We start from the raw sequence: 21,982 nt of genomic DNA, 5'->3' as shown, positions 1-21,982 counted from the left end.
CCAATGGCCAACGAGATCGTCATCAAAGGCGCCCGCGAGCACAACTTGAAGGACGTCGACCTGACTATTCCCCGCGACGAGCTGGTCGTCATCACGGGCCTTTCCGGCTCCGGCAAGTCCAGCCTCGCCTTCGACACCATGTACGCCGAGGGGCAGCGCCGCTATGTGGAGAGCCTCTCCAGCTATGCCCGCATGTTCCTGGGCCAGATGTCCAAGCCCGATGTGGACTCCATCGACGGCCTGTCGCCGGCGGTGTCCATTGATCAGAAGACTACGTCGAAAAACCCCCGCTCCACCGTGGGCACCACCACCGAGATCTACGACTACCTGCGCCTTCTGTTCGCGCGGGTGGGCGTGCCCCACTGCCCCGAGTGCGGCCGCGAGATCAAGAAGCAGACCACCGACCAGGTGACCGACGATATCCTGCGCCTCGGCGACGACGCCCAGGGCGAGTCGACGAAGGCCATCCTCATGGCCCCGGTGGTGGCCGGCCGCAAGGGCGAGTTCACGAAGCTCTTCGCCGATCTGCAGAAGGAGGGCTTCTCCCGCGTGCGCATCGACGGCGAGATCGTGAAGCTTTCCGGTGAGCCCGTCACGCTGAACAAGAAGATCAAGCACTTCATCGACGTGGTGGTCGACCGCGTCACGCTGAAGGAATCCGCCCAAAGCCGCATCGCCGAGGCCGTGGAGCTGGCCTGCAAGCTGGCGCAGGGCCGCGTGCTCGTGCAGGTGCTCGGGCCGGACGGGAAACCGCTCGGCGAGGCCGGTGGCACCTCCTCGGGCGCCACGGGCGGCCTCGGGGAGGGAGAGCATTTGTTCTCGCTGGCCCTCGCGTGCCCCGAGCACGGCCACTCCATGGACGAGCTGCAGCCCCGCGACTTCTCCTTCAATGCCCCCTACGGCGCCTGCCCCGACTGCCTCGGCATCGGCAGCCGCGATGAGGTGGACCCCTCGCTCGTAGTACCCGACCCGTCCCTCACGCTGAACGAGGGCGTCATCGCGCCGTTCAAGAGCGGCAACTACTACCCCCAGGTGCTGCGCGCCGTGGCCCAGCATGTAGGCACCGACGCCGACACACCGTGGGAGGACATGCCGAAGAAGGCCCAGAAGGCGCTCTTGCATGGCCTCGGCAACGAGAAGGTGCGCGTTGACTACCGCACCGTGGACGGCCGCGACACCTACTGGTACATCGAGTGGGAGGGCGTGCTCGCCGCGGTGAAGCGCCGCTATACCGAGGCCCAGTCCGACGCCCAGCGCGAGAAGCTGTCGGCCTATTTCGCCACGGTGCCCTGCGAGACCTGCGGCGGCAAGCGCCTGAAGCCGGAGGTCCTCGCGGTCACGGTGAACGACAAGTCCATCCACGACGTCACGGAGATGTCGGCGGCCGAGTCGCTGGCGTTCTTCGAGGGGCTGCACTTCACGGGCCAGGCGGCGGTCATCGCCCTGCCCATCGTGAAGGAGATCCGCGAGCGGCTGCGCTTCCTCGTGGACGTGGGCCTGGACTACCTCACGCTGGAGCGGGCCACGGCCACGCTCTCCGGCGGCGAGGCTCAGCGCATCCGGCTCGCCACCCAGATCGGCGCCGGGCTCATGGGCGTGCTCTACATTCTGGACGAGCCCTCCATCGGGCTTCACCAGCGCGACAACGAGCGGCTCATCGCCACGTTGGAGCGCCTGCGAGACTTGGGCAACACCGTGGTGGTCGTGGAGCACGACGAGGACACCATCCGGGCGGCCGACTTCGTGGTGGACATGGGCCCGGGCGCCGGCGAGCACGGAGGCCACGTCATCGCGGCGGGGACGCCGGCGGAGGTCATGGCCACGGAGGGCTCCGTCACGGCCGACTATCTGTCGGGGCGCCGCCGCATCGCGGTGCCGGAGGCTCGCCGCAAGCCGGGCCGCGGCACGCTGAAGATGACTGGCGCCAAGGAGAACAACCTGCAAAACGTCACGTTGGAGGTGCCCATCGGCACGCTCACCGTGGTCACGGGCGTCTCCGGGTCGGGAAAAAGCTCCCTTATCACCGACACGCTGGCGCCGGCGCTCGCCAATCGGTTGAACCATGCCCACCGTCGCACCGGGCCCTACCGCAAGATCACGGGCCTGGAGAAGCTCGACAAGGTCATCAACATCGACCAGAGCCCCATCGGGCGCACCCCGCGCTCGAACCCGGCCACCTACATCGGACTGTGGGACGACATCCGCGCGCTGTTCGCCAGCACGGCCGAGGCCAAGGCCCGCGGCTACGCGCCGGGGCGCTTCTCCTTCAACGTGAGCGGCGGCCGCTGCGAGGCCTGCAAGGGCGACGGCCAGATCAAGATCGAGATGCACTTCCTCCCCGACGTCTACGTGCCCTGCGAGGTCTGCAACGGCGAGCGCTACAACCGCGAGACGCTGCAGGTGACCTACCGCGGCAAGAACATCTCCGAGGTGCTCGACATGACCGTCGAGGACGCCCTGCACTTCTTCGAGAACATCCCGGGCATCAAGCGCAAGCTGCAGACGCTCTTCGACGTGGGCCTCGGCTACATCCGCCTGGGCCAGCCGGCGACCACGCTCTCCGGCGGCGAGGCCCAGCGCGTGAAGCTCGCCAGCGAGCTGCAGAAGCGCCAGTCCGGCAAGACCTTCTACATCTTGGACGAGCCTACCACCGGCCTGCATTTCGAGGACGTGCGCCAGCTTCTGGAGGTGCTGCAGCGCCTCGTGGACGCCGGTAACACCGTGCTCGTCATCGAGCACAACCTCGACGTCATCAAATGCGCCGACCATATCGTGGACTTGGGCCCCGAGGGCGGCGACCGCGGCGGCACCATCGTCGCCCAGGGCACGCCTGAGGAGGTGGCCGAGGTGGAGGGCTCCTACACCGGGCACTTTGTCAAGCGCATGCTGGAGGCCGACCGCCAACTGGCCTCCCGTTAAGCGTCCGGCCCTATCCCGTAGGGGCAGACCTTGGTCTGCCCTTTCGAGTGGAATAACCTCGCTCGGGAGGGGCGACCAAGGTCGCCCCCTACGGAAATCCTCCGGCGATTAGGGTCGCCCCCTACGGAGATCAACCGGCGACCAAGGTCGCCCCCCGGTGAGGGAATATGGAACCTCGTGCCCCGTCGCGCCTTCGCGGCGGGGCTTCGGTATAATTTTCCCCATGAAGAAGCGTACCCGCGAAAAAGTCGCCCTGCTCGTGTTCGCGCTGCTCGTCGTGCTCGGCGGCAGCGTGCTTCTGCGCTACTTCGAGACGGGCCGCTCCTTCAACATGGCCGCCACCGCCGTGGACGACGCCTTCGGGCAGATGTCCGGATATACGGCCATCGTCTTCGACGGCACCTATGACGTCCTGGATGCGCTGCGCCCCACGAAGCTCCCCTCGGTGGACGGGGACGCCGACGAGCGTCCCGAGACGCTGGGCGAGATGGTGGCCGCCGAGCTGGCGCGGTTGCCGCTGTCCATGCGCGAGCGGCCCGTCTACGCCTCGGATGTGCGCTCGTTCTACGAGGAGAAGGGTGCCGGCGTTCTCACGCTGAACCTGGACGATCTCGCCCGCTACGAGAAGCCGCGCATCCTCATGGCCGGCGACCGCAAGATCGGCGTCGTGGCTGTGGACTACTACGCCTCGGCTCGTCAGCTGGAAAAGCTGCACGACGAGCTCGCGTCCGCCGGCGCCGAGTCCTTCGTCTGCCTCGTGCCGCGTCTGAGCTGCCTTGCGAGCACCGACGACTTCAACGTGGTCATCGTCACCGACGACGACCAGGCCGAGCCCGGCCGCGGCGAGGGCGAGGGAAACGCGCACATCGTCTACGCCCCGGAGCGCGGGCAGGTGGGCGTCGTGCTGCTCACGTCCCTGAACGTCCCCTCCTCGAAGGTGTACGCCTCGCTCTAGCCCGTTCGCCGCTCCCGTGCGCGCAAATTCGCGGGCTTTGTTTCGGCTCAGTTAATTAGTCATCGTTTGGAAATTCCCCGTTCTATAATGCGGCGCGAAGGCGGAGGTGCATCGTGGCACCGCCGCGAGCCCTTTCCGCATAAAGGAGGTTCCTTTGAGCTACGTCGACAACGTCATCGAGCAGGTGAAGGCGAAGAACGCCGAGCAACCCGAGTTCATCCAGGCCGTCACCGAGGTGCTTCAGTCCCTCGAGCCGGTCATCGAGGCCCATCCCGAGTACGAGCAGGCCGCGCTGCTCGAGCGCATCGTCGAGCCCGAGCGCGTCATCATGTTCCGCGTGCCGTGGGTCGACGATAACGGCAAGGTTCAGGTGAACCGCGGTTTCCGCGTGCAGTTCAACAGCGCCATCGGCCCCTACAAGGGCGGCCTGCGCCTGCACCCGTCGGTGAACCTCGGCATCATCAAGTTCCTCGGCTTCGAGCAGATCTTCAAGAACAGCCTCACCACGCTGCCCATGGGCGGCGGCAAGGGCGGCTGCGACTTCGACCCGAAGGGCAAGTCCGACATGGAGGTCATGCGCTTCTGCCAGGCCTTCATGACCGAGCTGTTCCGCCACATCGGCGCCGATACCGACGTGCCGGCCGGCGACATCGGCACGGGCGCCCGCGAGATCGGCTACATGTTCGGCCAGTACAAGAAGATCAAGAACGTCTTCGAGGGCGTGCTCACCGGCAAGGGCCTTTCCTTCGGCGGCTCGCTCGCCCGCACCGAGGCCACCGGCTACGGCCTGGTGTACCTCGTGGAGGAGTACCTGAAGTGCAACGGCGACTCCTTCGACGGCAAGACGGTCTGCATCTCCGGCTCCGGCAACGTGGCCATCTACGCCACGCAGAAGGCCCAGCAGCTCGGCGCCAAGGTGGTCACCGTGTCCGACTCCACCGGTTGGGTGTACGATCCGGCGGGCATCGATGTCGCGCTGCTCAAGCAGGTCAAGGAAGTGGAGCGCGGCCGCCTCACCGAGTACGCCGCCCGCCGCGAGGGCGTCGAGTACCACGAGGGCCGCGGCGTGTGGGTTACCCCCTGCGACATTGCGCTGCCCTGCGCCACCCAGAACGAGGTGCACATGGAGGACGTCGAGAACCTCGTGAAGAACGGCTGCAAGATCCTCGCCGAGGGCGCCAACATGCCCACCACCCTCGAGGCCACCGAGTACGTGCAGGAGCACGGCATCGTGTTCTTCCCGGGCAAGGCGGCCAACGCCGGCGGCGTGGCCACCTCCGGTTTGGAGATGTCCCAGAACTCCGAGCGCCTCTCCTGGACCTTCGAGGAAGTGGACGCGAAGCTCAAGGGCATCATGGTGAGCATCTTCCACGCCATCGACGACGCCGCCAAGCGCTACGGCCATGAGGGCAACTACGTCATGGGCGCCAACATCGCCGGCTTCGAGAAGGTCGCCAACGCCATGATGGCCCAGGGCATCGTGTAATCGATTCCGTTCGCCCTGACGGGTCGAACGGATCTGCCGACGCTGCGAACAGCCTGTGAGTCGCATGAAAAGAACCCCCCGTGATGAACTGGGGGTTCTTTTTACGTGCTAGAATGACGGTGTTCATGCGATGGGGAAGGGGACCGTGGCGATTCACGAAGACATAGCGGCGTTTCTTGCCTCCCATGCGGATGAGGGGTACCGGGCGTTCCAGGCGAAGCTCATCCCGAACATCGACGCGGCCACCATCGTGGGCGTGCGCACGCCCGAGCTGCGGAAGTTCGCGAAAGGGCTCGCGCGGCGGGAAGATGCGGGGGAGTTTCTGGCGGCGCTGCCCCACGGCATCTTCGAGGAGAATCAGCTGCACTCGTTCGTCATCGCCCAGGAGCGCGACTTCGATAAGCTCGTCGGCGAGATCGAGCGCTTCCTCCCCTTCGTCGACAACTGGGCCACCTGCGACCAGCTGTCCTGTCGCGGGCTCGCCGCGAACCCGGATGCCGCGCTGGCGAAGGCGCGAGCGTGGCTGGAAAGCGACCACGAGTACACGGTGCGCTTCGCCATCGGCGTGCTCATGGAGCTGTTCCTCGACGAGCGGTTCCGGCCGGAGTTCTTCGCGTGGGTCATCGGCGTCTCGCGCCCGGAGTACTACGTGAACATGATGCGCGCCTGGTACTTCGCCGAGGCGCTGGCGAAGCAGCCGGCCGCTGCCGAGGCGGTCATCGCCTCCGGCGCCCTCGACGAGTGGACCCACAACAAGGCCATCCAGAAGGCCGTTGAGAGCCGCCGCATCTCCCCCGAGCAGAAGGACCGCCTGCGCGCCATGAAGCGACGATCGTGAGCGGGACGTGCGGCGGAAGCATCTTCGTTCTGGTTGGGCAATTACTGCGATTCAGTATGACGCGAACGAACGTTCCATGTTATACTGGGCGGCATGGAACGTGAGCGCACATATGTCTGTATCGATCTGAAGAGCTTCTACGCCTCGGTGGAGTGCGTGCGCCGGGGCTTGGATCCCATGACGACGCGGCTGGTGGTGGCCGATCCGACGCGCTCGGAGATGACTATTTGCTTGGCGGTGAGCCCGGCCATGAAGGCGGCGGGGGTGAAAAACCGCTGCCGGCTCTACGAAATTCCCGAGGGGATCGACTACATCACGGCCCAGCCGCGCATGACGAGCTACATGGAGGTGTCGGCGGAGATCTACGGCACCTACCTGCGCTATGTGTCCCAGGAGGACATCCATCCTTATTCCATCGACGAGTGCTTCATCGACGCCACGCCCTATCTGGAGCTGTACGACCTGACGGCCCGCGAGTTCGCCGACACCCTGCGCTCGGCGGTGCGCGCGGAGACGGGCATCCCGGCCACCGTGGGCATCGGCCCCAACTTGTTCCTCGCGAAGGTGGCGCTCGACATCTCGGCCAAGCACGCGCCGGACGGGGTGGGCGAGCTCGATGCGCGCTCCTTTCGCGAGAGCATCTGGCGGCATCGGCCCATCACCGACATTTGGAACATCGGGCCGGGCATTGCTCGGCGGCTCGCGAAGTACCGGGTGTTCGATTTGAAGGGCGTGACCGAGATGGATCCGGACGTGCTCTACGGCGAGTTCGGGGTGAACGCCGAGTATCTCATCGATCATGCCTGGGGCGTGGAGCCCTGCACCATCGCCGAGGTCAAGGCCTACGAGCCGGAGAGCTCCTCCACGATGAACGGGCAGATCCTGCCCTGCGGCTACAACTTCGACGACACCCTCATGGTGCTGCGCGAGATGGTGGACGACTCTGTGCTCGATCTGGTAGAGAAGCACCTGGTGACCGATCATATCTCGCTGCACGTGAGCTACGGGAGGGGCGGGGATGGGGACGAGGCGGCGGAAGGTGCCGGGGGGGACGCCGCAAAGGGCCCCGAGAAGGCGGGGGAGCTCTTCGACGGCGGCCATGGTACCCGGCGTGTCGGCGGCACGCGTCCGCATGGGGGCGGCTCCCGTAAGATTCCTGAGCGCACGAACTCCTTCGCGAAGCTCTACGGATACTTGGAGGCGCTCTTCCGGGAGACGGTGGATCCGGCCCGCACCATGCGCAAGATCAGCATCGGTTTTGGCAACCTGGTGGACGCCGATCTGGCCACGGTGGACCTGTTCACCGATGCTGCGGCCGCCGATCGCGAGCGGCGTCGCGCCGAGGCCGTGCTCGCCGTGAAGGGGAAGTTCGGGAAGAACGCCCTCATCAAGGGCACGAGCCTGAAGGAACACGCGCTTGGTCGCGAGCGGAACACCATGGTGGGAGGGCACCATGGCTAGGGAAGTGGATGTGCTCGCGGGACTTAGGTGGGAGGAGGTCGGCGACGCGGGCCCGTGCGGTGCGCAGACCGCTGCCGGGGCCGAGGCGCCCTTGGATCCGCCGGTGCCTCCGGGCATCGGACGGCCGCATCCCGATCGCGCCCGCCAGTTCATGCCCTTCGCGGCGCTGCGCGGCTACTACGATCTCGTCCACGCAAAGGAGGCGGTTCCCGAATCGCGCCGGCCGCTTTCCGACGACGAGGCCCGGGCACTGGATGATCTCATCGCGAACCTCGACCGCGGGGACGTGGTGCGCTGCCGCTACTACGAGGGCGGCGGCTACCGCGAGGCCGAAGGGGTCGTGAGCCAGATCGATGTCACCTTCCGCGATCTGTGGATCGTGCGTCGGCGCATCCCCTTTTCGGCCATCCAGTCTCTGGAATTGCTGTACCCGGCCAGCTGAGCCTCGAGCCGCCGCGTCGGCGACGGTGTATGATTTCCTCGAGCAACAGGAAGGAACCGTTTCATGAGCAACGAGATCAAGTGCCCCCATTGCGGCGAGGCGTTCACCGTGGACGAGAGCGGGTACGCCGCCATTTTGAACCAAGTGCGCGACCAGGAGTTCCAGCGCGAGGTGGATGCCCGCGTGTCTCTGGCCGAGAAAAGCCGCGAGCAGGAGGTGGCGCTGGCGGTCACCAAGGCCGAGGAGGCTCTGCGCGCCCAGATCGCCGAGCGCGACGGCCAGATTGCCGCGCAGGCCGAGCGCTTCAAGGCCCAGGCCAAGGATTTTCAACTGGCTGCCCAGAACGAGAAATCGGAACTGGAGAAGCAGGTGGAGAGCTTGCGAGCGCAGCTGTCCTCCAAGGACGGAGAGGCTGAGGTTGCGCGCAAGCTGGCCGTGAGCGATGCGGTGGCCGCCGAGACCGAACGGCTGCGCGCGGTGGAGCGCGAGCGGGACGAGCTGGCCCAGAAGCTGGAGAGTGAGCGCGCGCAGGCTTCCATGAGCACGCAGATCGCGGTGCAGAGGGCCGAGGCCGCAGCCAAGGACGCCCAGGTGGCCGTCGAGCGCGAGCGGGACGATTTGCGCGGCAAAGTGGAGCGGGCGCGCGACGAGCTGGAGGCGCAGAAGACCCGCGCCGAGGCCGAGCTGGCCCGGGCTCGGGCCGAAGCCCAGGCCCAGCTGGCCGAGAAGCTTCGGGCGAAGGACGAGCTCATCGCCGACCGCGAGCGGGAGATCGAGCGCATCCAGGACATGAGGGCGCGCCTTTCCACGAAGATGCTCGGCGAGTCGCTGGAACAGCACTGCGAGATCGAGTTCAACCGCCTGCGCCCTACGGCCTTCCCGCGCGCCTACTTCGAGAAGGACAACGAGGTGGTGGAGGGCACCAAGGGCGACTTCGTCTTCCGCGACTTCGACGAGGAGGGCAGCGAGATCGTCTCCATCATGTTTGAGATGAAGAACGAGGCCGACGACTCCACCCATCGAAAGACCAACGAGTCGCACTTCAAGAAGCTGGACGCCGATCGCCGCAAGAAGGGCTGCGAGTACGCCGTGCTCGTGTCGCTGCTCGAGCCGGACAACGAGCTGTACGCCGCCGGCATCACCGACGTGTCCTATCGCTTCGAGAAGATGTACGTCATCCGGCCGCAGTTCTTCATCCCCCTCATCACGCTTCTGCGCAACGCGGCGCTCTCCTCCATGGAGGCCCGCCGCGAGCTGGCGCTCGTGCGCCAGCAGAACATCGACGTGACGAACTTCGAGGACCAGCTGGCCGACTTCAAGGACAAGTTCGGCCGCAACTACCGGCTCGCCAGCGAGCGCTTCGCGAAGGCCATCGACGAGATAGACAAGTCCATCGACCATTTGCAGAAGATCAAGGAGCACCTGCTGGGAAGCGAACGTAACCTGCGTTTGGCTAACGACAAGGCCGAGGATCTCACCGTAAAGAAACTTACCCGCAAGAACCCCACCATGAAGGCCCTGCTCGACGAGGCCCGCGCCGCCAAGGAGGAGCAATCGGAGGGCGTGTCTGAAGGTGAGATCGATTGAGATCATTGACAGGAGCGTGTATTAACTCTACAGTAATGACCCAAATTTAGGCTATTACTGTAGAGTGGGACAATGAAACTTATAGAAGCGGAAAGAAAACTCAGAGCCTTCAGCGAGCAAAAGCGCGTGTTCCGCTCGCGCGAGCTTGGCCGCGTCCTTGGAGAGAGTGGCAATACTTTGCGAAGCTCTATCAAGCGTCTGCTTGATTCGGGGATCATCACGCGGCTGGCGCGAGATGTCTACTGGTTCGGCGACTTCAAAGGAAGAGACGTGCCGGCCATTGAGGAAGTCGCCGTCGCCTTGAGATCCGGTGAGTTCAACTACATCGGCATGGAGAGCGCGGCGTCTCTGTGGAGCGTGATTTCCCAGATTCCCGTAGGGCGTTTAACGGTTGTCACGACGGGTAGGGAAGGAGAGTTCAGCACTCCCTTCGGCACAATTGAGTTTATTCACACTGCCGCCGATGCCAACGAGATCATTTCGAATACGGTCGATTATCCTGGCCACGCCCTGCGGCTCGCAACTAAGAGATATGCTGTCCAAGGGCTCATGCGAGCGCGGAGATCAACCTACCTCATCGATTGGGAGGAAGTGGAAGATGGCGATTGATTTCAAGAAGTTCGCTGAAAACGTTGCCCGTCGAGGCGAAGTGGAGGCGTTGCTCCCGATTGTAGAGAAAGAGCTCATTCATTACGACATCATCCGTGCGCTCGATGAATCGCGATGGCTCGACGGCCTCACGTTCCAAGGAGGAACATGCCTGCGTCTGTGTTATGGCGCTGTCCGCTATAGCGAGGATCTTGATTTCACCACGGCCTTGGACTTGGAGGAATCGGATCTCGCCGGTTTTCGGGAACTGCTGAGCGATAGCTTGCGGAGCAAATACGATGTGGGCGTTCGGGTCAAGGACCCGAAAAAGATCAAGCACTTCGAAGGCGGTGGGTCGATGAAGAGGTGGCAGGTGGTCGTCGACACGGCGCCGGCGCGACCCGATCTTCCTTCCCAGAAAATCAAGATTGAGATCGCGCAAATACCCTCATATACTCGCGATCTTCGCGTTCTTGAGGAAAACTATCCGGAAGTGGAAGGGATGTGCAGCCGAGCTATTATCGGTTGCCAATCTTTGGATGAGATTCTGGCGGACAAAATCGTGTCGTTCTCGCAGCAAGTGCTTGCCCCGCGCTATCGCGATTTATGGGACATTCCCTGGATCGCTTTGCGACCGGGGAGGAATATGGACGAGGTTGCGGTCATGGTTGGCCGGAAACTGAACGATTACCATGTGGGCGAGAACGCTCAAGAGCTTCTGCGCAGTGGGCTTTCCCGTGCGCGGGAGGCGCTTGGGAGTGCCGCTTTCGCTGAGGAAATGCGTCGATTCCTTCCACCAAAGCTTTTGGAAAGAACAGCGGCACGACCGGAGTACCGCGAAGCCATGACCCACAAAGTGGAAGATGTTTATCGCTTTGTTGCAGAGCGTCTATAGCGAATATCCCTAGGCCTTTTTCTCGCGCAGCTTGAGGGCGGCGGCGAGGCGGCGGCCCTTGCCGCACTTCGGTTTGGAGAGCGGGCAGCGCTTCTTGCAGCAGGTGCAGTGGGAGAGCGCAAGCGACGCCTTCGCCTTGGCGCAGCCCTTGCAGCCTGCGGCGCCCTTCTCGCCTTTGCAACCGGTGTGCTTCTTCTTGCGGGCGAGCTTGTCGGCCTTCTTGTCGCCGGCGGCCTTCTTCGATTTCTTGTCTTTCATGTCATTCCTCGTCTTTCGGGGAAGCGGATTTCGTGTTAGCGGACTCTAACATAATCGTGCGGCTGCGACAACCATGATCGATCTGCTCAGCAAGGGCGATCTTCGGTGGTTCGCTGTACCGAATAAGGGACACTTGATCGCAAGCGGTTCTTTATCATGATCGATCATAAGGTTATCGGTCAGGAGGAACCATGGCAAATGCACCAAAATCGATTCGCGTCGTGGAAAACACTACTGTGGCGGGAACGCGCCACGTGCCCGCGATGGCGGCCATTGCGGAAGGCTACGGAAAGGGGGATCGGTTCTCCCTCGTGCGGGACGCGGCCAACCCCCACGACGGCTGGGCCGTGGAGGTGCGCGACGGCGCCGACCGGCGAATCGGGTACGTCTCCTGCGAGTGCAACGAGTTCGTCGCCCGGCTCATCGACGGCGGCAAGTCCGTGGAGGGGCGGCTCACGGACAAGGAGCAGATCGGCTCGTGGACGCGGCTCGTGATGGAGGTGGTGCTCAATGACTAGCGCCGTTGCGGCCGTGGCCGACCCTTCCGTCGCCTGCGCCTTGGCCCTTCCCGCTGAGGATGTCGCCTCCTCGGTTGCCGCTCCAGCCCGTGCGCGGGAAGTGGGCTGGGCCCAGCGGGCCGCCAACGTGCTCTTTGGCGCGCCCAGTGCGCGGCGGGCCTGCGGCGGCGCGGAGACGAGCTTCACGCCGAAAGTGCTGCGCAACGAGAAGTGGCGGCGTCGGCGTGAGACGGGCTCGGTGTTCGCCGTGGATCGCAAGGGAGGCGCCGGCGAGGGCGGTCTGCCTCGCATCTGGGTGAGCGAGCCGGCGCCCGACGGGAGAGGGCGCACGTTCGTCGCCTCCTATCCCTGCGGCGCCGACCGTGGCGGCTGGCGCGCCCTGGAGCTGGCGGAGGTCTATTTCAGCGAGGCTCTGGGCCTGCCGGGCGAGGAGCATCGGCGCCGCCGCGTCGACTGCTACCGCGCGGCCGAGATGCTCCTTCTGCATGCGGCGGCCCGGGGCAATATCGGCGCCCACTGCCGTCTCGGCGTCATCTACGAGGGCGATCTGTGCGAGGGGGCGTACTGGGACGGTCTGGCCGATCGCCAGGCGCTCCACAAGGCGGACACCCCCTGCGACGAGCGCGCCTACCTGCACTTCTCCTTCGGCGCCTATCATGGTCACGGCGAGTGCTGCTGGCGTTTGGGCGATCTGGTGGCCGCGGGTCGGGGATGCGCTTCCTCGGCGGCTCGGGCTTTCTCGCTGTACCGGCGAGCCTTCGATTTGGAGAGCGGGCGCATTGACGAGGATCGTGCGAGCACGGGCAACGCCGCGCTGCGCCTCGCCCGCGCCTTCGAGCTGGGACGCGGCTGCGAGCAGGACTTCCGCCGGGCGCGCACCTGGTACCGGCTGGCCGCCATTGGCCTCGGCGCCGCCTTCGACGCCGGTCAGTGGCACTTCAAGCGCGAGCGCATCGAGGCTCGTCGCGGGGTGGCCCGCATGGCCCAGGAGATCGCGGGCACTTACTAAGGGCAACGCGGCCGCAGACGGCGAGAGCCGCCCGTTAAGGCGGCTCTCGAAGATGGCGGCTAGATTGACCGGCTGGCATTCGACGCTCGTCTTCTGGGCGAGGGCGAAGCGGGGCGCGTGGCCGGAGGTGCTGCGGAGCCTACTGGCCGAGCGGGTGGGCGAAGGCCTCGGGCAGCTGGCCGGCGAGCACCTCGTACTCGGCGATGTTGCGTCGCATGAAGTCGTTGAAGTCGTCGTAGTGATCGCGCAGGGCCCGGGCGAACTTCTCCACGGGCCAGATCTCCGGGGCGTCTTCCAGGCCGCCGTCGCCGTCCACGGTGTGCTCCCACTCGATGATCTCGGCCTTGGCGACCTTGAGGTCGTGGGGCAGCCGATCCTCGCGCTCGAACTTCTCCAAGTCGGGCATCATGTGCTTCTGAATCTCGATGAGCTTGGTAACCAGTTCCTGATAGGTCATCATGCGCCTCCTGTAATCTGCGGTTCGGGAAAGCGGGCCGGCCTGGGCGGGGGAGCGCCCGGTGCCGACTCGTTCTTTCGCTATGGTAGGCCTGGCCGCGCCGATGCAAGACCAGGTCGGCGACGGGTCACCGCACGGGCGGCAATCCGTTGCCAAATGCTCACGGGAGCTGCCGACGGAAGAGGCGTTCTGGCTGTGGAGGGACATAAAGAGGACACCGAAGCGCCCCGGTCGCGCTAGAATGGTCGGAACTGATTTTTGAGGAGGACCGCCGTGCCGACAACCGTTCCCGTAGAGCTCTACCGCACCATCGAGCGCGCCAATGCTGCCGCCAAGGCCGCCGCAACCGCGACGGCTCCCGGTGCCGCTTTCGGCGTGCGTCGCCTTACGGCCGCGGGATTGGTGGAGGAGCTGTGGGAACTGTGGGGCGACGGGCGCGTTCTCGTTTCTGCTGAGGAGCGCTCCCTTCTCGCGGCCCGGGCGGCTTCGACTTGCGATGCCGCCGCTGCCTCCGGGGCGCCATCGGTGCTGGCGGCTTTTGCCGCCGAGCACGCGGCCGCTCTCGCCGACGAGGGAGCCGTTCCCGTTGCGGAGTTGACCTCTCTGCAGCGCGGGCTTGTCGCGTGTTTGCGCTCCTACTACGATGAGCTGGCCGCGCGGAATCTGATCGAGGCGGACGAGGCGGCCGATCTCCTTGCCTCGATGGTCGAGGATGGGCGGCTTCCCGCCATGGGTGTGACTGTTTGCGATTGCCTGGACGTCTCGGGAGGGCTTCGGCACCTTCTGACGGCTTTGGGCGCTTCCGCGGAAGGCGATGAGGCTCTTGCCGCGGTTTCCTGTCTTCCGGAAGACGTGGAGCCGGGCGTGCTGATCGCCGCAGGAGCGGCGGCGATGCCCGGGCTTCTGCTCGACGAGATAGGGCGCGCCGGTCGTGCGGGCGCAAGAAGCGTTCTGGTGGTGGCCGCCGACCCTGCAGAGCTGTTCGGCGTGTTGGGAGCGCCTTTGTGCACCAGCGGTTGGGCGGTGGCGCTTCGGGGCACCGCGCCCTGGAGGGCCACCGCCTTCGGGCGCGCTTGGGAATGCGCGCGGCGGCTGGAGGAGGGGAGCCCCCACTGGCTCGAGGCGGCCACTGATTTCGCCTACAACCCCTTTTCGGGCATCGCCGAGCGAAAGGCGCGGGATCTCAACGGGCGTCTGCGCAAAGACCGCTTACTGACTGCCACCGATGCCGCCGAGATCCTCGCGGGGGAGAGCGACTCGTTTTCCGCTCTGGCCCTCGCCGTGCGCGCCGTGGCTTGCGGCGAAAGCGTTCCTCCTCGTATTCTCGACGCCCTTTCCAGCGCCGTCGGTGCCGCCTCGTCGGACGCGCTGGAGCGTGCCGTCGAGCGCGCCGCCTTCGACAAGCTCTGCGGTCTGCTTGCCCTGGCGGAGGGGCTGGGCGTGTCGACCTGCGCGCTGACGCCGCTGCTTGCCGATGCCACGCTGAGCGTCGAGGGCTCCTCCGGGACGGACGGCCCCCTCTGCGAAATCGCCGGTGCGGCCGTACTGGACTCGCTCGTGCCGAAAAGCTGGGATGTGGTGATCCTGGCGGACGTCAGCGCGCGCACCTTCGGCATCTCCGAGAGCCTATCGGCTTTGGACGGCCTCGCCGAGACGCTCGGACTTCCCCGAGAGCCTTCGGCGCTCTGGCGCCAGCGCTCCCGGTTCGCGGCGGCACAGCGCGCCGCCCGTCGGCGATTTGTCCTGGGCGTGAGCCGGCGCGACGAGCGGGAAAACGAGCTGTTCCCCTCCTTTCTGCTGGAAGAGTTCGCGAGCGCCCAGGCCCGGGCCGGCGCCGACCGGGCCTTGGCGGCCGGCGATGAGGAGCTGGCCTTGCGTTGGGGCCGCCCTGACCCTGCGCGCTTCGGACTCCCCGAGCCCTTGGCCGCCAGCGCCCGATGCGCCGGCGAAGGCGACTTGCCGCAAGCGCTTGGCGCCGCCTTCGCCCCGGTGACGGGATGCGAGGAGCTTCTCCGCCCGTCGCGGGGCAGTCTGCGGTCGCTTCCGCTTCTTCGCTACCTTCAGCGCACGCCCGAGGGTCTGCCCGTGCTCTCTCCCTCGGCGATCGAGCAGTACCTCCACTGCCCCTATCGGTGGTTCGTGCAGTCGTGCATTCGACCCGAGGCTCCCGACGAGAGGTTCGGGCCGCGGGAGCTGGGCAATTTCGCCCATGAAGCCTTTGCCCGCTTCTACGACAGGCTCGCCGAGGAGGGCGTGCGACGCGTGGACGCGGAGAACATCGAGGCCATGGTGCCCCGGTTCGAGGCGCTCGTGGACGAGCTTGTCCGCGAGCAGCCCGAGCGCCGAGGGGGCTCTCGCCTTGCGGCGACGACGCGCGAGGAGCGGCAGCGGGTGGCGCAGCTCAAGCGCCAACTGGTTCACAGCCTGCGCCTGCAGGCCCAGATGCCCCCGGGCTACGAAGTGGTCTTCTGCGAGCATCCCATCGAGGTCGCCGACGGCGTGGACTTTGCCGGCGTCCGGCTGCGGGGGCGCGTCGACCGCGTCGATGCCGACGCAGAGCGGGGACGTTTCGTGGTGATCGACTACAAGGGATCGTCCAAGGACTACGCATCCGGCCTGAAGGAGGGCGACGAGCCGTCCGTGCCGCATCACGTGCAGGGGCTCATCTACGCCCAGGCGCTTTTGCGTACCGACCTCGGCCTCGCCTGCGCCGGGGCGCTGTACTTGGGCTACCGGGCGCAGAGTCCCAAGGAACTGTTGGCGGGGGCCTACGACGGTGCGGCCTTCGACCCTGCGGGCCTGTCTTCCAGAAGCTCGGCGGTGGCCATGAACTTCTCCGCCTATCTGGATGCCATCGAGGCCTTGGTGGCCGATCGGTTGGCGGCGCTTTCCGAGGGGGCCATCCCCGTGAGCCCGTCCGCACCGAAAGCTTGTGAATTCTGTCCCGCCTACGATTGCCCCGGGAGGCTCGCGTGAATCTCGATACCTGTAAAGAGGGCCAGCGCCTTACCATCACCACCTTCGACCGCCCCCTCATGGTCGCCGCCGGCGCCGGCTCGGGAAAGACCTTCACCCTGACGAGGCGCATCGCCTACGGGCTGCTCGCCGGCGAGGAGGCGCCCGGCGGTCTGCAATCCATCGACGAGGTGCTCGCCATTACCTTCACCGTGAAGGCCGCCGCGGAGCTGCGCGACCGCATCCGCGCTCTTCTGCGCGAGGAGGGGCTTGCGGAGGAATCGCTGAAGGTGGATGATGCCTGGGTGTGCACCATCGGCTCTATGGCCGCGCGCATCCTGCGCGAGAACGCCTTCGAGGTAGGCATCGATCCGAAGTTCGAGGTGATCGACGAGGCGGAGGCGAGCTACCTTCGGGCCGAAGCCACCGAGCAGGTGCTCGCCCATCTCGAAACGGGGGCCGATCCGCTTCTTCGCGCGGTTATCGACGAGTTCGGGCTGAGGGGGCAGGGGCCCTTCGACAAGAGGCTCTTGGAGTATTCCCAGGAGGTGGTGGCCCGGGTGCGGGCGATGCCCGAGGGGTTCGAGGGCCTGCGCCTGTCCGTGCCGACCGCCACGCCTGCGCGCCTTGTGCGACAGACTCTGGAGGCTGCCATGGAGATTCAGGAGGCGGTGAAGGTCTGGGGAAAGACGAATGCCACCGACGAGACGTTCGCCTCCGATCTAGAGACCGGCATCGACCGGGCCGAGCAGTGGCTCGCTGCCGATACGGGCGAAGGATTCTTGGATGCGCGGTTCGAGGCGGGGCCTTTTCTCGAGGCGCTTCTGGCGTTTCCCCCTTCTTCGGACAAGTACCGCGCCAAAAAGCCGGACGCCGATGCTTTCGCTGCCTGGCGAGGTGCCTACGCGAGCGTGTTCTCCGAGGCGCAAGCGGCCTTGGGGGCGCGGGTGAGCGTTGCCGCCGTATCGCTCGCGCGTCTTCTGGAGGACGCCTACGCCCGAGCGAAGGGGAACGACCGACTCGATCAGGGCGATTTGCTGCGCCGGTGCTTGGACGCGTTTTCCACCCACCCGGAGCTGTCCGAGCGCTACCGCGAGCGGTTCAAGGTCATCATGGTCGACGAGTTTCAGGATACCGACAAGCTGCAGGTCGCCGTTATCGCCGCCCTGGCGCAGCCGGGCTTCGCCAACGTGTGCACGGTGGGCGACGCGCAGCAGAGCATCTACCGGTTCCGCGGCGCCGATGTGAACGTGTTCTTCGAGTACCGCGACCGGCTGCGATCCCTCTCGCCCGAGGCGGAGTTCCCCCAGCTGCCCCACAACTTCCGCAGCCACGGCGACGTCTTGTCGTTGGTGGATGCCGTCTTCGGCCAGCCCCAGGTCTTCGGCGACGAGTTCTTGCATCTGGAGGCCGCCGGCGCGGTGAACACGGCCGCCGATCCGGTGTTCGAGGGGGACGGCCCGGCACGTATCGCCGTGAGCGTCTTCCAGAACGACGGCAGTCGCGCCACCGTGTCTTCCGAGGAGCTGTCGGCCCGGTGCGCCCGCGAGGTGGCCGAGCGCTTCGCGCAGCTGAGGGAGGCCGGCGCGCGTCCCGGGGAGATGGCCCTGCTGCTGGGAACGATGACCCGCGCCTCCGTCTACCAGGAGGCGCTGCGCGATGCGGGCTTCGAGAGCATCGTGACGGGCGGATCGGGGTTCGGCCAGAGCGCAGAGGCCCAACTTGTGGCTACGCTGCTGCGCGTGGCAGTGAACCGCGACGACTCCGAGGCACTTTACCAGGCGCTCGCCTCCGATCTGTTCGCGCTTTCCGACGATGCTCTTCTCGCGCTCGCCACAACGGACGCCTGGGCGTCGGAAAGCGACGGCGAAGGCGAAGGTGATGATGGCCGTGCTCGCCCCCGTCAGCCTATCTCTCGCGGCTTCTTCGGACGAGAGGAAGATGATGGGTTTCCCCTCGGGGAGAACGATCGCGCCGCTTTGGCGCTGGCGCGCCGCTGCCTGCGCGATTTCGTGCGCCGCGCGGTTCGCGAAGAGCCGGCGTTGGCGCTGCGGCGCCTTTTCGTGGACAGCGGACTGGCGGATCGGCTTCAGCTTGAGGGGGCCGACGGCATGGCGCGCGCGGGCAACTTCAACAAAGCGTGCGTGGTCGTTGGGGAGCTCGCGCGGGAGAGCTGCGGTATCGCCGATGTGGCCCGCCAATTCGCCGACTACCTTTCCCTGGCTAAGGAGGCGCCGGGTGCGCTGGCGTGCCTCGATGCCGATTTCGTGCGCATCATGACGGTTCATACCTCCAAGGGGCTGGAGTTTCCCCATGTGGCCGTGGCCGAACTGAAGGACGGCTATCCCGGGGGACGCGCACCCTCTTTCTTTGTCGAGAACATCGGCGAGGGGACCTACGTGGCTGCAACGTGGATGCCCCATGGCCCCTGGGACAAGACCGCCTCCAAATTGAAAGGATGGGCGCGGGCTCAGGAGGCAGAGGATCTTGGCGTTTCCCTGGACGGCCCCGCCGAGGCCGAGCGCGCCTTCGGAGCTCTTTCCGCAGCTCAATTCGGCGCGGCGCTGGCCGCGTATTCCGCCGCCCAGGAGCGCGAGGAGGCACGGCGCCTCATGTACGTGGCCCTCACGCGCGCGAGCCGATCTCTTCTTCTGGCTATGAGGGTGAGCGCGAAGATAGAGGACGGTTACGAGAGCACCTGGGTGACCGGCGACGTCTTTAACGCCCTTGGCTGGGCCATGGACGACGGCGCGAGCGTCGCAATGATGGATTTCGGCGGCCGCGCGCCTGCCCGGGTGGCGAGCGAGCGGGTTCTCGCCGAGGTCGGGGAAGAGACGGGCGAGGAGCCTCTTGCGGCCTCGGCGCCCACAGGGGAGGGGCGGCTCGACGAGGAGCTTGGCGCGGCGGCGCCCCTTAGCGAGGATGCCCCTGCCGTCTTCGCGGTTGTCCGGCGAGCGCATGGCGAAGACCCGGCGCTCGCGCCGCGCAATTTCGCGCGGGAGGGGCTGTACTCCTACACGTCGCTTTCGGGCGCGCATCCCCATAGCGACGAGCCGGCCGTTGAGGCTGACGAGGGCGTCGTTCTGTTGCATGAGGGCCGCAGCGCACTCGGTTCGGAGACTTCGAATGAGAGTAATGAGAGCGAATCTTCGTTCGCTGACGATGCTTCAGGGTCGCGTGAATCTGACGGTGCCCCTGCATGCGTCCTTGGGGCGCAGGAATCCGCCACGGCCCTGGGCACGGCGTTTCATCGTTTGGCGCAGCAGGCCATCGAGCGGAGCGAGCGGGGATCGCTCTTCGCTCCCAGCGAGACAGCCATCCGGGCGCAGATTCAGAAGGAGGGCCTGTCGGAGGAGCAGCAGGCACGCTTGCGCGCGGCGCTCGTTCGCTGGCTCGGCAGCGACGAGGCCGCCCGTTTTGCCGCTTTCGAGAATCGTCGCGCCGAAGTGCCCTTCACTGTGGCGATAGGGGACTTCTTCCTTGAAGGCGAGATCGACGGCCTCGCCGACAACGGGGACGGAGCCGCCTTCCTCATCGACTACAAGACCGGCGGCCGCGCCGACGAGACGCCCGAGCAGCTCGACGGAAAGCACCGTCTCCAGGCGAGCTGCTACGCCTATGCGCTCATGCGCGCGGGCTACGAGTCAGTGGACGCCCACTTCCTGCGCATCGAGCACGCGGCCGCCGACAACTTGCGCGATCCGCAAATCGTTCCGTACCATTTCGAGAAAACCGACCTGCCTGCCCTGGAAGCGCTTATAATCGCCAAGCAACATGAAGCAGTTGTCTGAGACGGGGCGTTCGTCCTGGGCGGCTGCATGGGAACGAGTGGAGTCGTCGACTCCTGCGATAGAGGATAGAAGTTAGGAGAGCCGCCATGGCCCGTGAGCATACCGGAACCAACCGAGAGCGCAGCGAGTACTACGGGGCGCTGCAGGATATCGTGAATGCCCTGTTCGCGCCGTACGGCGACCTGGACCCTACCGTCGCCGAGGCCATCGGTGCCAAAGTGCGCCGGCTGGACGTGGTGGTGGCGGCCGAGGCGGCCGACTTGCCTGACGAGCTTCTGCGCATCGTCACGCTGCTCCCGCCCGGCGACTACACGCGCCAGCGCCTGTGCACCCAGCTGAACAGCGCCATCGCCGGTCATGCCTGGGGCCAGGTCTACGGCACGGTGGAATGAGCAATTTCGCATCTGTCCTTTAAATAAGCGAGGCCCCTACATTGTAGGGGCCTCGGGTTGAGTTGGCGGTCTTCCGGCTTAGAAGCGCAGGGACAGGCAGGACAGGCCGCCGTCCACCTTGCGGTATTCGGAAGTGTCCACCACAAGCGTCTTGTAGCCGAGATCCTGCACCGCTTTCAGCACGGTGGGGTAGCCCTCGGGCACGATGACCGTGCCGTTGACCCAGATGCAGTTGGCCCCGTAGGCCTCGTCCTCGGGCACGATTACCTTGTTGTACTGGGCGAAATCCGGCTTCTCGATGAACTCGCCGGAAACGAGCATGTTGCCGTCCTCCAGGTAGTTCACGCCGGTCTTCAGGTGCAGCACTTCCTCCAGCGGCACCTCGGAGCCCTCGAGTCCCCAGCCCTCGAGGATTTCGATGAACTGGCGGATGCCCTCCTCGTTGGTGCGAGCTGAGCGGCCTACGTAGAAGTGGTCGCCCACCATCATGACGTCGCCGCCGTCCAGCGTGCCCGGCGCGACGATGTGCTTGACGTGCTCGTCGTCGAAGAACTGGCGGATGGTCGGCTCGATCTCGTTCTTCTCGCCGTTGCGGGAGTCGGCGCCGGGGTTGGTGATGATGGCGCCGCAGCGCGTGATGACCGCGGGATCCTCCACGAAGCAGGAGTCGGGGTACTCCTCCAGCGCCGGCAGCTCGGTCACTTCCACGCCGCATTGCTTCAGGGCGGCGATGTAGTCGTCGTGCTCCTCGACGGCGCGCTCGTAGATGGGCTGGCCCAGCTCCGGGGCGCTCGTGATGCCGTTGCACAGAGACTTGCCCGGCTTGCGGACGATGACGTTGGTGAACTTGGTCATAGAGACTCCTTGTCCTCGCTTGCGCGTTTTCGCGTGAGAACAGTGTAGCGCTGACGAGGCGTCAATGGCGCACTATCTTTGAGGAAGTCTTCCATAAAACAGGACGCGCCGGGTCGGGCCCTGGCGCGTCCTGTGCTTCGTCTGTTGCAGCCGCCTAGCCCTCTTCGCGCTCCAGGATGAGGTCGCCGAGGAAGCGAACGATGTCGTCGGACTCGAACATCGGCACGCCGTCCACGATAAGGCATGGCACCTGGCCCTTGCCAGCGATGCGGATGAGGTCGTCTTTCACGCCCGGCTCCAGGGTGTCGCGCATGGGCATGGCGATATCCTCCTGCTCCATGAAGGCGAGTACCTTGTGGCAGAAGGGGCAGGTGGGCTTGTAATAGAGAACCATGTTGTCGAAGTACATGAGGCTTCCTTTCCTCAGGACAAAAACTTTTCGTTTTTTGGTCACAAAATCGAGTTTTGGGTTCCAGAGGGGGTGCGGACTCCAAGTTGGACACCCAGGTGTCCGGAAGGGAGTTCGAATGTACGACAAGAGGGCCAAGCAGGATGCGCTGGATCTGTGGTTCTCGA

The 21,982-nt window shown here is 65.6% G+C and carries 18 protein-coding genes; 14 read left to right on the top strand and 4 right to left on the bottom strand.

The features are described 5' to 3' along the window. Positions 1–3: 3 nt before the first annotated feature. The 9 genes from uvrA (at position 4) to ACW4LP_RS05855 (ending at position 11,171) form a co-directional block, all read left to right on the top strand. On the top strand, positions 4–2,919 hold the full coding sequence (gene uvrA / locus ACW4LP_RS05895) for an excinuclease ABC subunit UvrA (RefSeq protein WP_114539765.1): 2,916 nt from the start codon (positions 4–6) through the stop codon (positions 2,917–2,919). Between the two features lie 223 nt (positions 2,920–3,142). Beyond that, on the top strand, positions 3,143–3,874 hold the full coding sequence (locus tag ACW4LP_RS05890) for a hypothetical protein (RefSeq protein ID WP_022739762.1): 732 nt from the start codon (positions 3,143–3,145) through the stop codon (positions 3,872–3,874). A 154-nt stretch (positions 3,875–4,028) separates the two neighbouring features. Then, on the top strand, positions 4,029–5,360 hold the full coding sequence (gdhA, locus tag ACW4LP_RS05885; RefSeq protein ID WP_022739763.1) for an NADP-specific glutamate dehydrogenase: 1,332 nt from the start codon (positions 4,029–4,031) through the stop codon (positions 5,358–5,360). 145 nt (positions 5,361–5,505) lie between these two features. Next, positions 5,506–6,198 carry a DNA alkylation repair protein gene (locus tag ACW4LP_RS05880; protein WP_455803567.1) on the top strand — a complete coding sequence of 231 codons (693 nt, stop codon included), beginning with the start codon at positions 5,506–5,508 and terminating at the stop codon, positions 6,196–6,198. Positions 6,199–6,291: 93 nt separating this feature from the next. Beyond that, positions 6,292–7,659 (top strand): Y-family DNA polymerase, encoded by a 1,368-nt coding sequence (locus ACW4LP_RS05875; protein WP_455803566.1) that lies wholly within the window; start codon positions 6,292–6,294, stop codon positions 7,657–7,659. Further along, positions 7,652–8,101, top strand: coding sequence for a hypothetical protein (locus tag ACW4LP_RS05870; RefSeq protein ID WP_455803565.1), 450 nt, complete (start codon positions 7,652–7,654; stop codon positions 8,099–8,101). Before ACW4LP_RS05875 ends, ACW4LP_RS05870 begins: the two co-directional genes overlap by 8 nt. 63 nt (positions 8,102–8,164) lie before the next feature. After that, positions 8,165–9,688 carry a DUF2130 domain-containing protein gene (locus ACW4LP_RS05865; RefSeq protein ID WP_455803564.1) on the top strand — a complete coding sequence of 508 codons (1,524 nt, stop codon included), beginning with the start codon at positions 8,165–8,167 and terminating at the stop codon, positions 9,686–9,688. Between the two features lie 72 nt (positions 9,689–9,760). Further along, positions 9,761–10,297, top strand: coding sequence for a type IV toxin-antitoxin system AbiEi family antitoxin (gene abiEi / locus ACW4LP_RS05860; RefSeq protein WP_117284799.1), 537 nt, complete (start codon positions 9,761–9,763; stop codon positions 10,295–10,297). Next, the gene (locus tag ACW4LP_RS05855) at positions 10,287–11,171 is read left to right on the top strand and encodes a nucleotidyl transferase AbiEii/AbiGii toxin family protein (protein ID WP_270357615.1); all 885 of its coding nucleotides are present in this window, start codon (positions 10,287–10,289) and stop codon (positions 11,169–11,171) included. The genes abiEi and ACW4LP_RS05855 overlap by 11 nt, the downstream gene beginning before the upstream one ends. 9 nt (positions 11,172–11,180) lie before the next feature. Here the strand turns inward: ACW4LP_RS05855 and ACW4LP_RS05850 are convergent, their stop codons facing one another. Beyond that, on the bottom strand, positions 11,181–11,429 hold the full coding sequence (locus ACW4LP_RS05850; RefSeq protein WP_455803563.1) for a hypothetical protein: 249 nt from the start codon (positions 11,427–11,429) through the stop codon (positions 11,181–11,183). Between the two features lie 191 nt (positions 11,430–11,620). Here ACW4LP_RS05850 and ACW4LP_RS05845 point away from each other — a divergent pair, with 191 nt between their 5' ends. Further along, the gene (locus ACW4LP_RS05845; RefSeq protein ID WP_022739771.1) at positions 11,621–11,947 is read left to right on the top strand and encodes an HIRAN domain-containing protein; all 327 of its coding nucleotides are present in this window, start codon (positions 11,621–11,623) and stop codon (positions 11,945–11,947) included. Then, complete coding sequence (locus tag ACW4LP_RS05840; protein ID WP_117284798.1) at positions 11,940–12,956, top strand: tetratricopeptide repeat protein; 1,017 nt, start codon at positions 11,940–11,942, stop codon at positions 12,954–12,956. The genes ACW4LP_RS05845 and ACW4LP_RS05840 overlap by 8 nt, the downstream gene beginning before the upstream one ends. A gap of 139 nt (positions 12,957–13,095) precedes the next feature. On the opposite strand, the gene ACW4LP_RS05835 is transcribed toward ACW4LP_RS05840, so the two are convergent. Further along, entirely contained in the window at positions 13,096–13,416 is a 321-nt protein-coding gene (locus tag ACW4LP_RS05835; RefSeq protein ID WP_022739773.1) for a hypothetical protein, read from the bottom strand. A gap of 270 nt (positions 13,417–13,686) precedes the next feature. Between ACW4LP_RS05835 and ACW4LP_RS05830 the strand changes: the two genes are divergently transcribed. The 3 genes from ACW4LP_RS05830 to ACW4LP_RS05820 all read left to right on the top strand — a co-directional run bounded on the left by ACW4LP_RS05830 (position 13,687) and on the right by ACW4LP_RS05820 (position 20,551). After that, positions 13,687–16,389, top strand: coding sequence for a PD-(D/E)XK nuclease family protein (locus ACW4LP_RS05830; RefSeq protein ID WP_455803562.1), 2,703 nt, complete (start codon positions 13,687–13,689; stop codon positions 16,387–16,389). After that, entirely contained in the window at positions 16,386–20,159 is a 3,774-nt protein-coding gene (locus ACW4LP_RS05825; RefSeq protein ID WP_455803561.1) for a UvrD-helicase domain-containing protein, read from the top strand. Before ACW4LP_RS05830 ends, ACW4LP_RS05825 begins: the two co-directional genes overlap by 4 nt. A gap of 86 nt (positions 20,160–20,245) precedes the next feature. Further along, on the top strand, positions 20,246–20,551 hold the full coding sequence (locus ACW4LP_RS05820; protein WP_114539776.1) for a hypothetical protein: 306 nt from the start codon (positions 20,246–20,248) through the stop codon (positions 20,549–20,551). Positions 20,552–20,629: 78 nt separating this feature from the next. Here ACW4LP_RS05820 and ACW4LP_RS05815 read toward each other — a convergent pair whose 3' ends face one another. Beyond that, positions 20,630–21,406 carry a dimethylarginine dimethylaminohydrolase family protein gene (locus ACW4LP_RS05815; protein WP_161127181.1) on the bottom strand — a complete coding sequence of 259 codons (777 nt, stop codon included), beginning with the start codon at positions 21,404–21,406 and terminating at the stop codon, positions 20,630–20,632. A gap of 154 nt (positions 21,407–21,560) precedes the next feature. Continuing rightward, on the bottom strand, positions 21,561–21,815 hold the full coding sequence (locus ACW4LP_RS05810; protein ID WP_455803560.1) for a glutaredoxin family protein: 255 nt from the start codon (positions 21,813–21,815) through the stop codon (positions 21,561–21,563). Positions 21,816–21,982 lie beyond the last annotated feature (167 nt).

This window comes from Adlercreutzia sp. CNCM I-6215 (assembly GCF_977072315.1).
The sequence above is the reverse complement of the archived record's forward strand: the minus strand, read 5'-3'. Positions and strand labels throughout refer to the sequence as shown.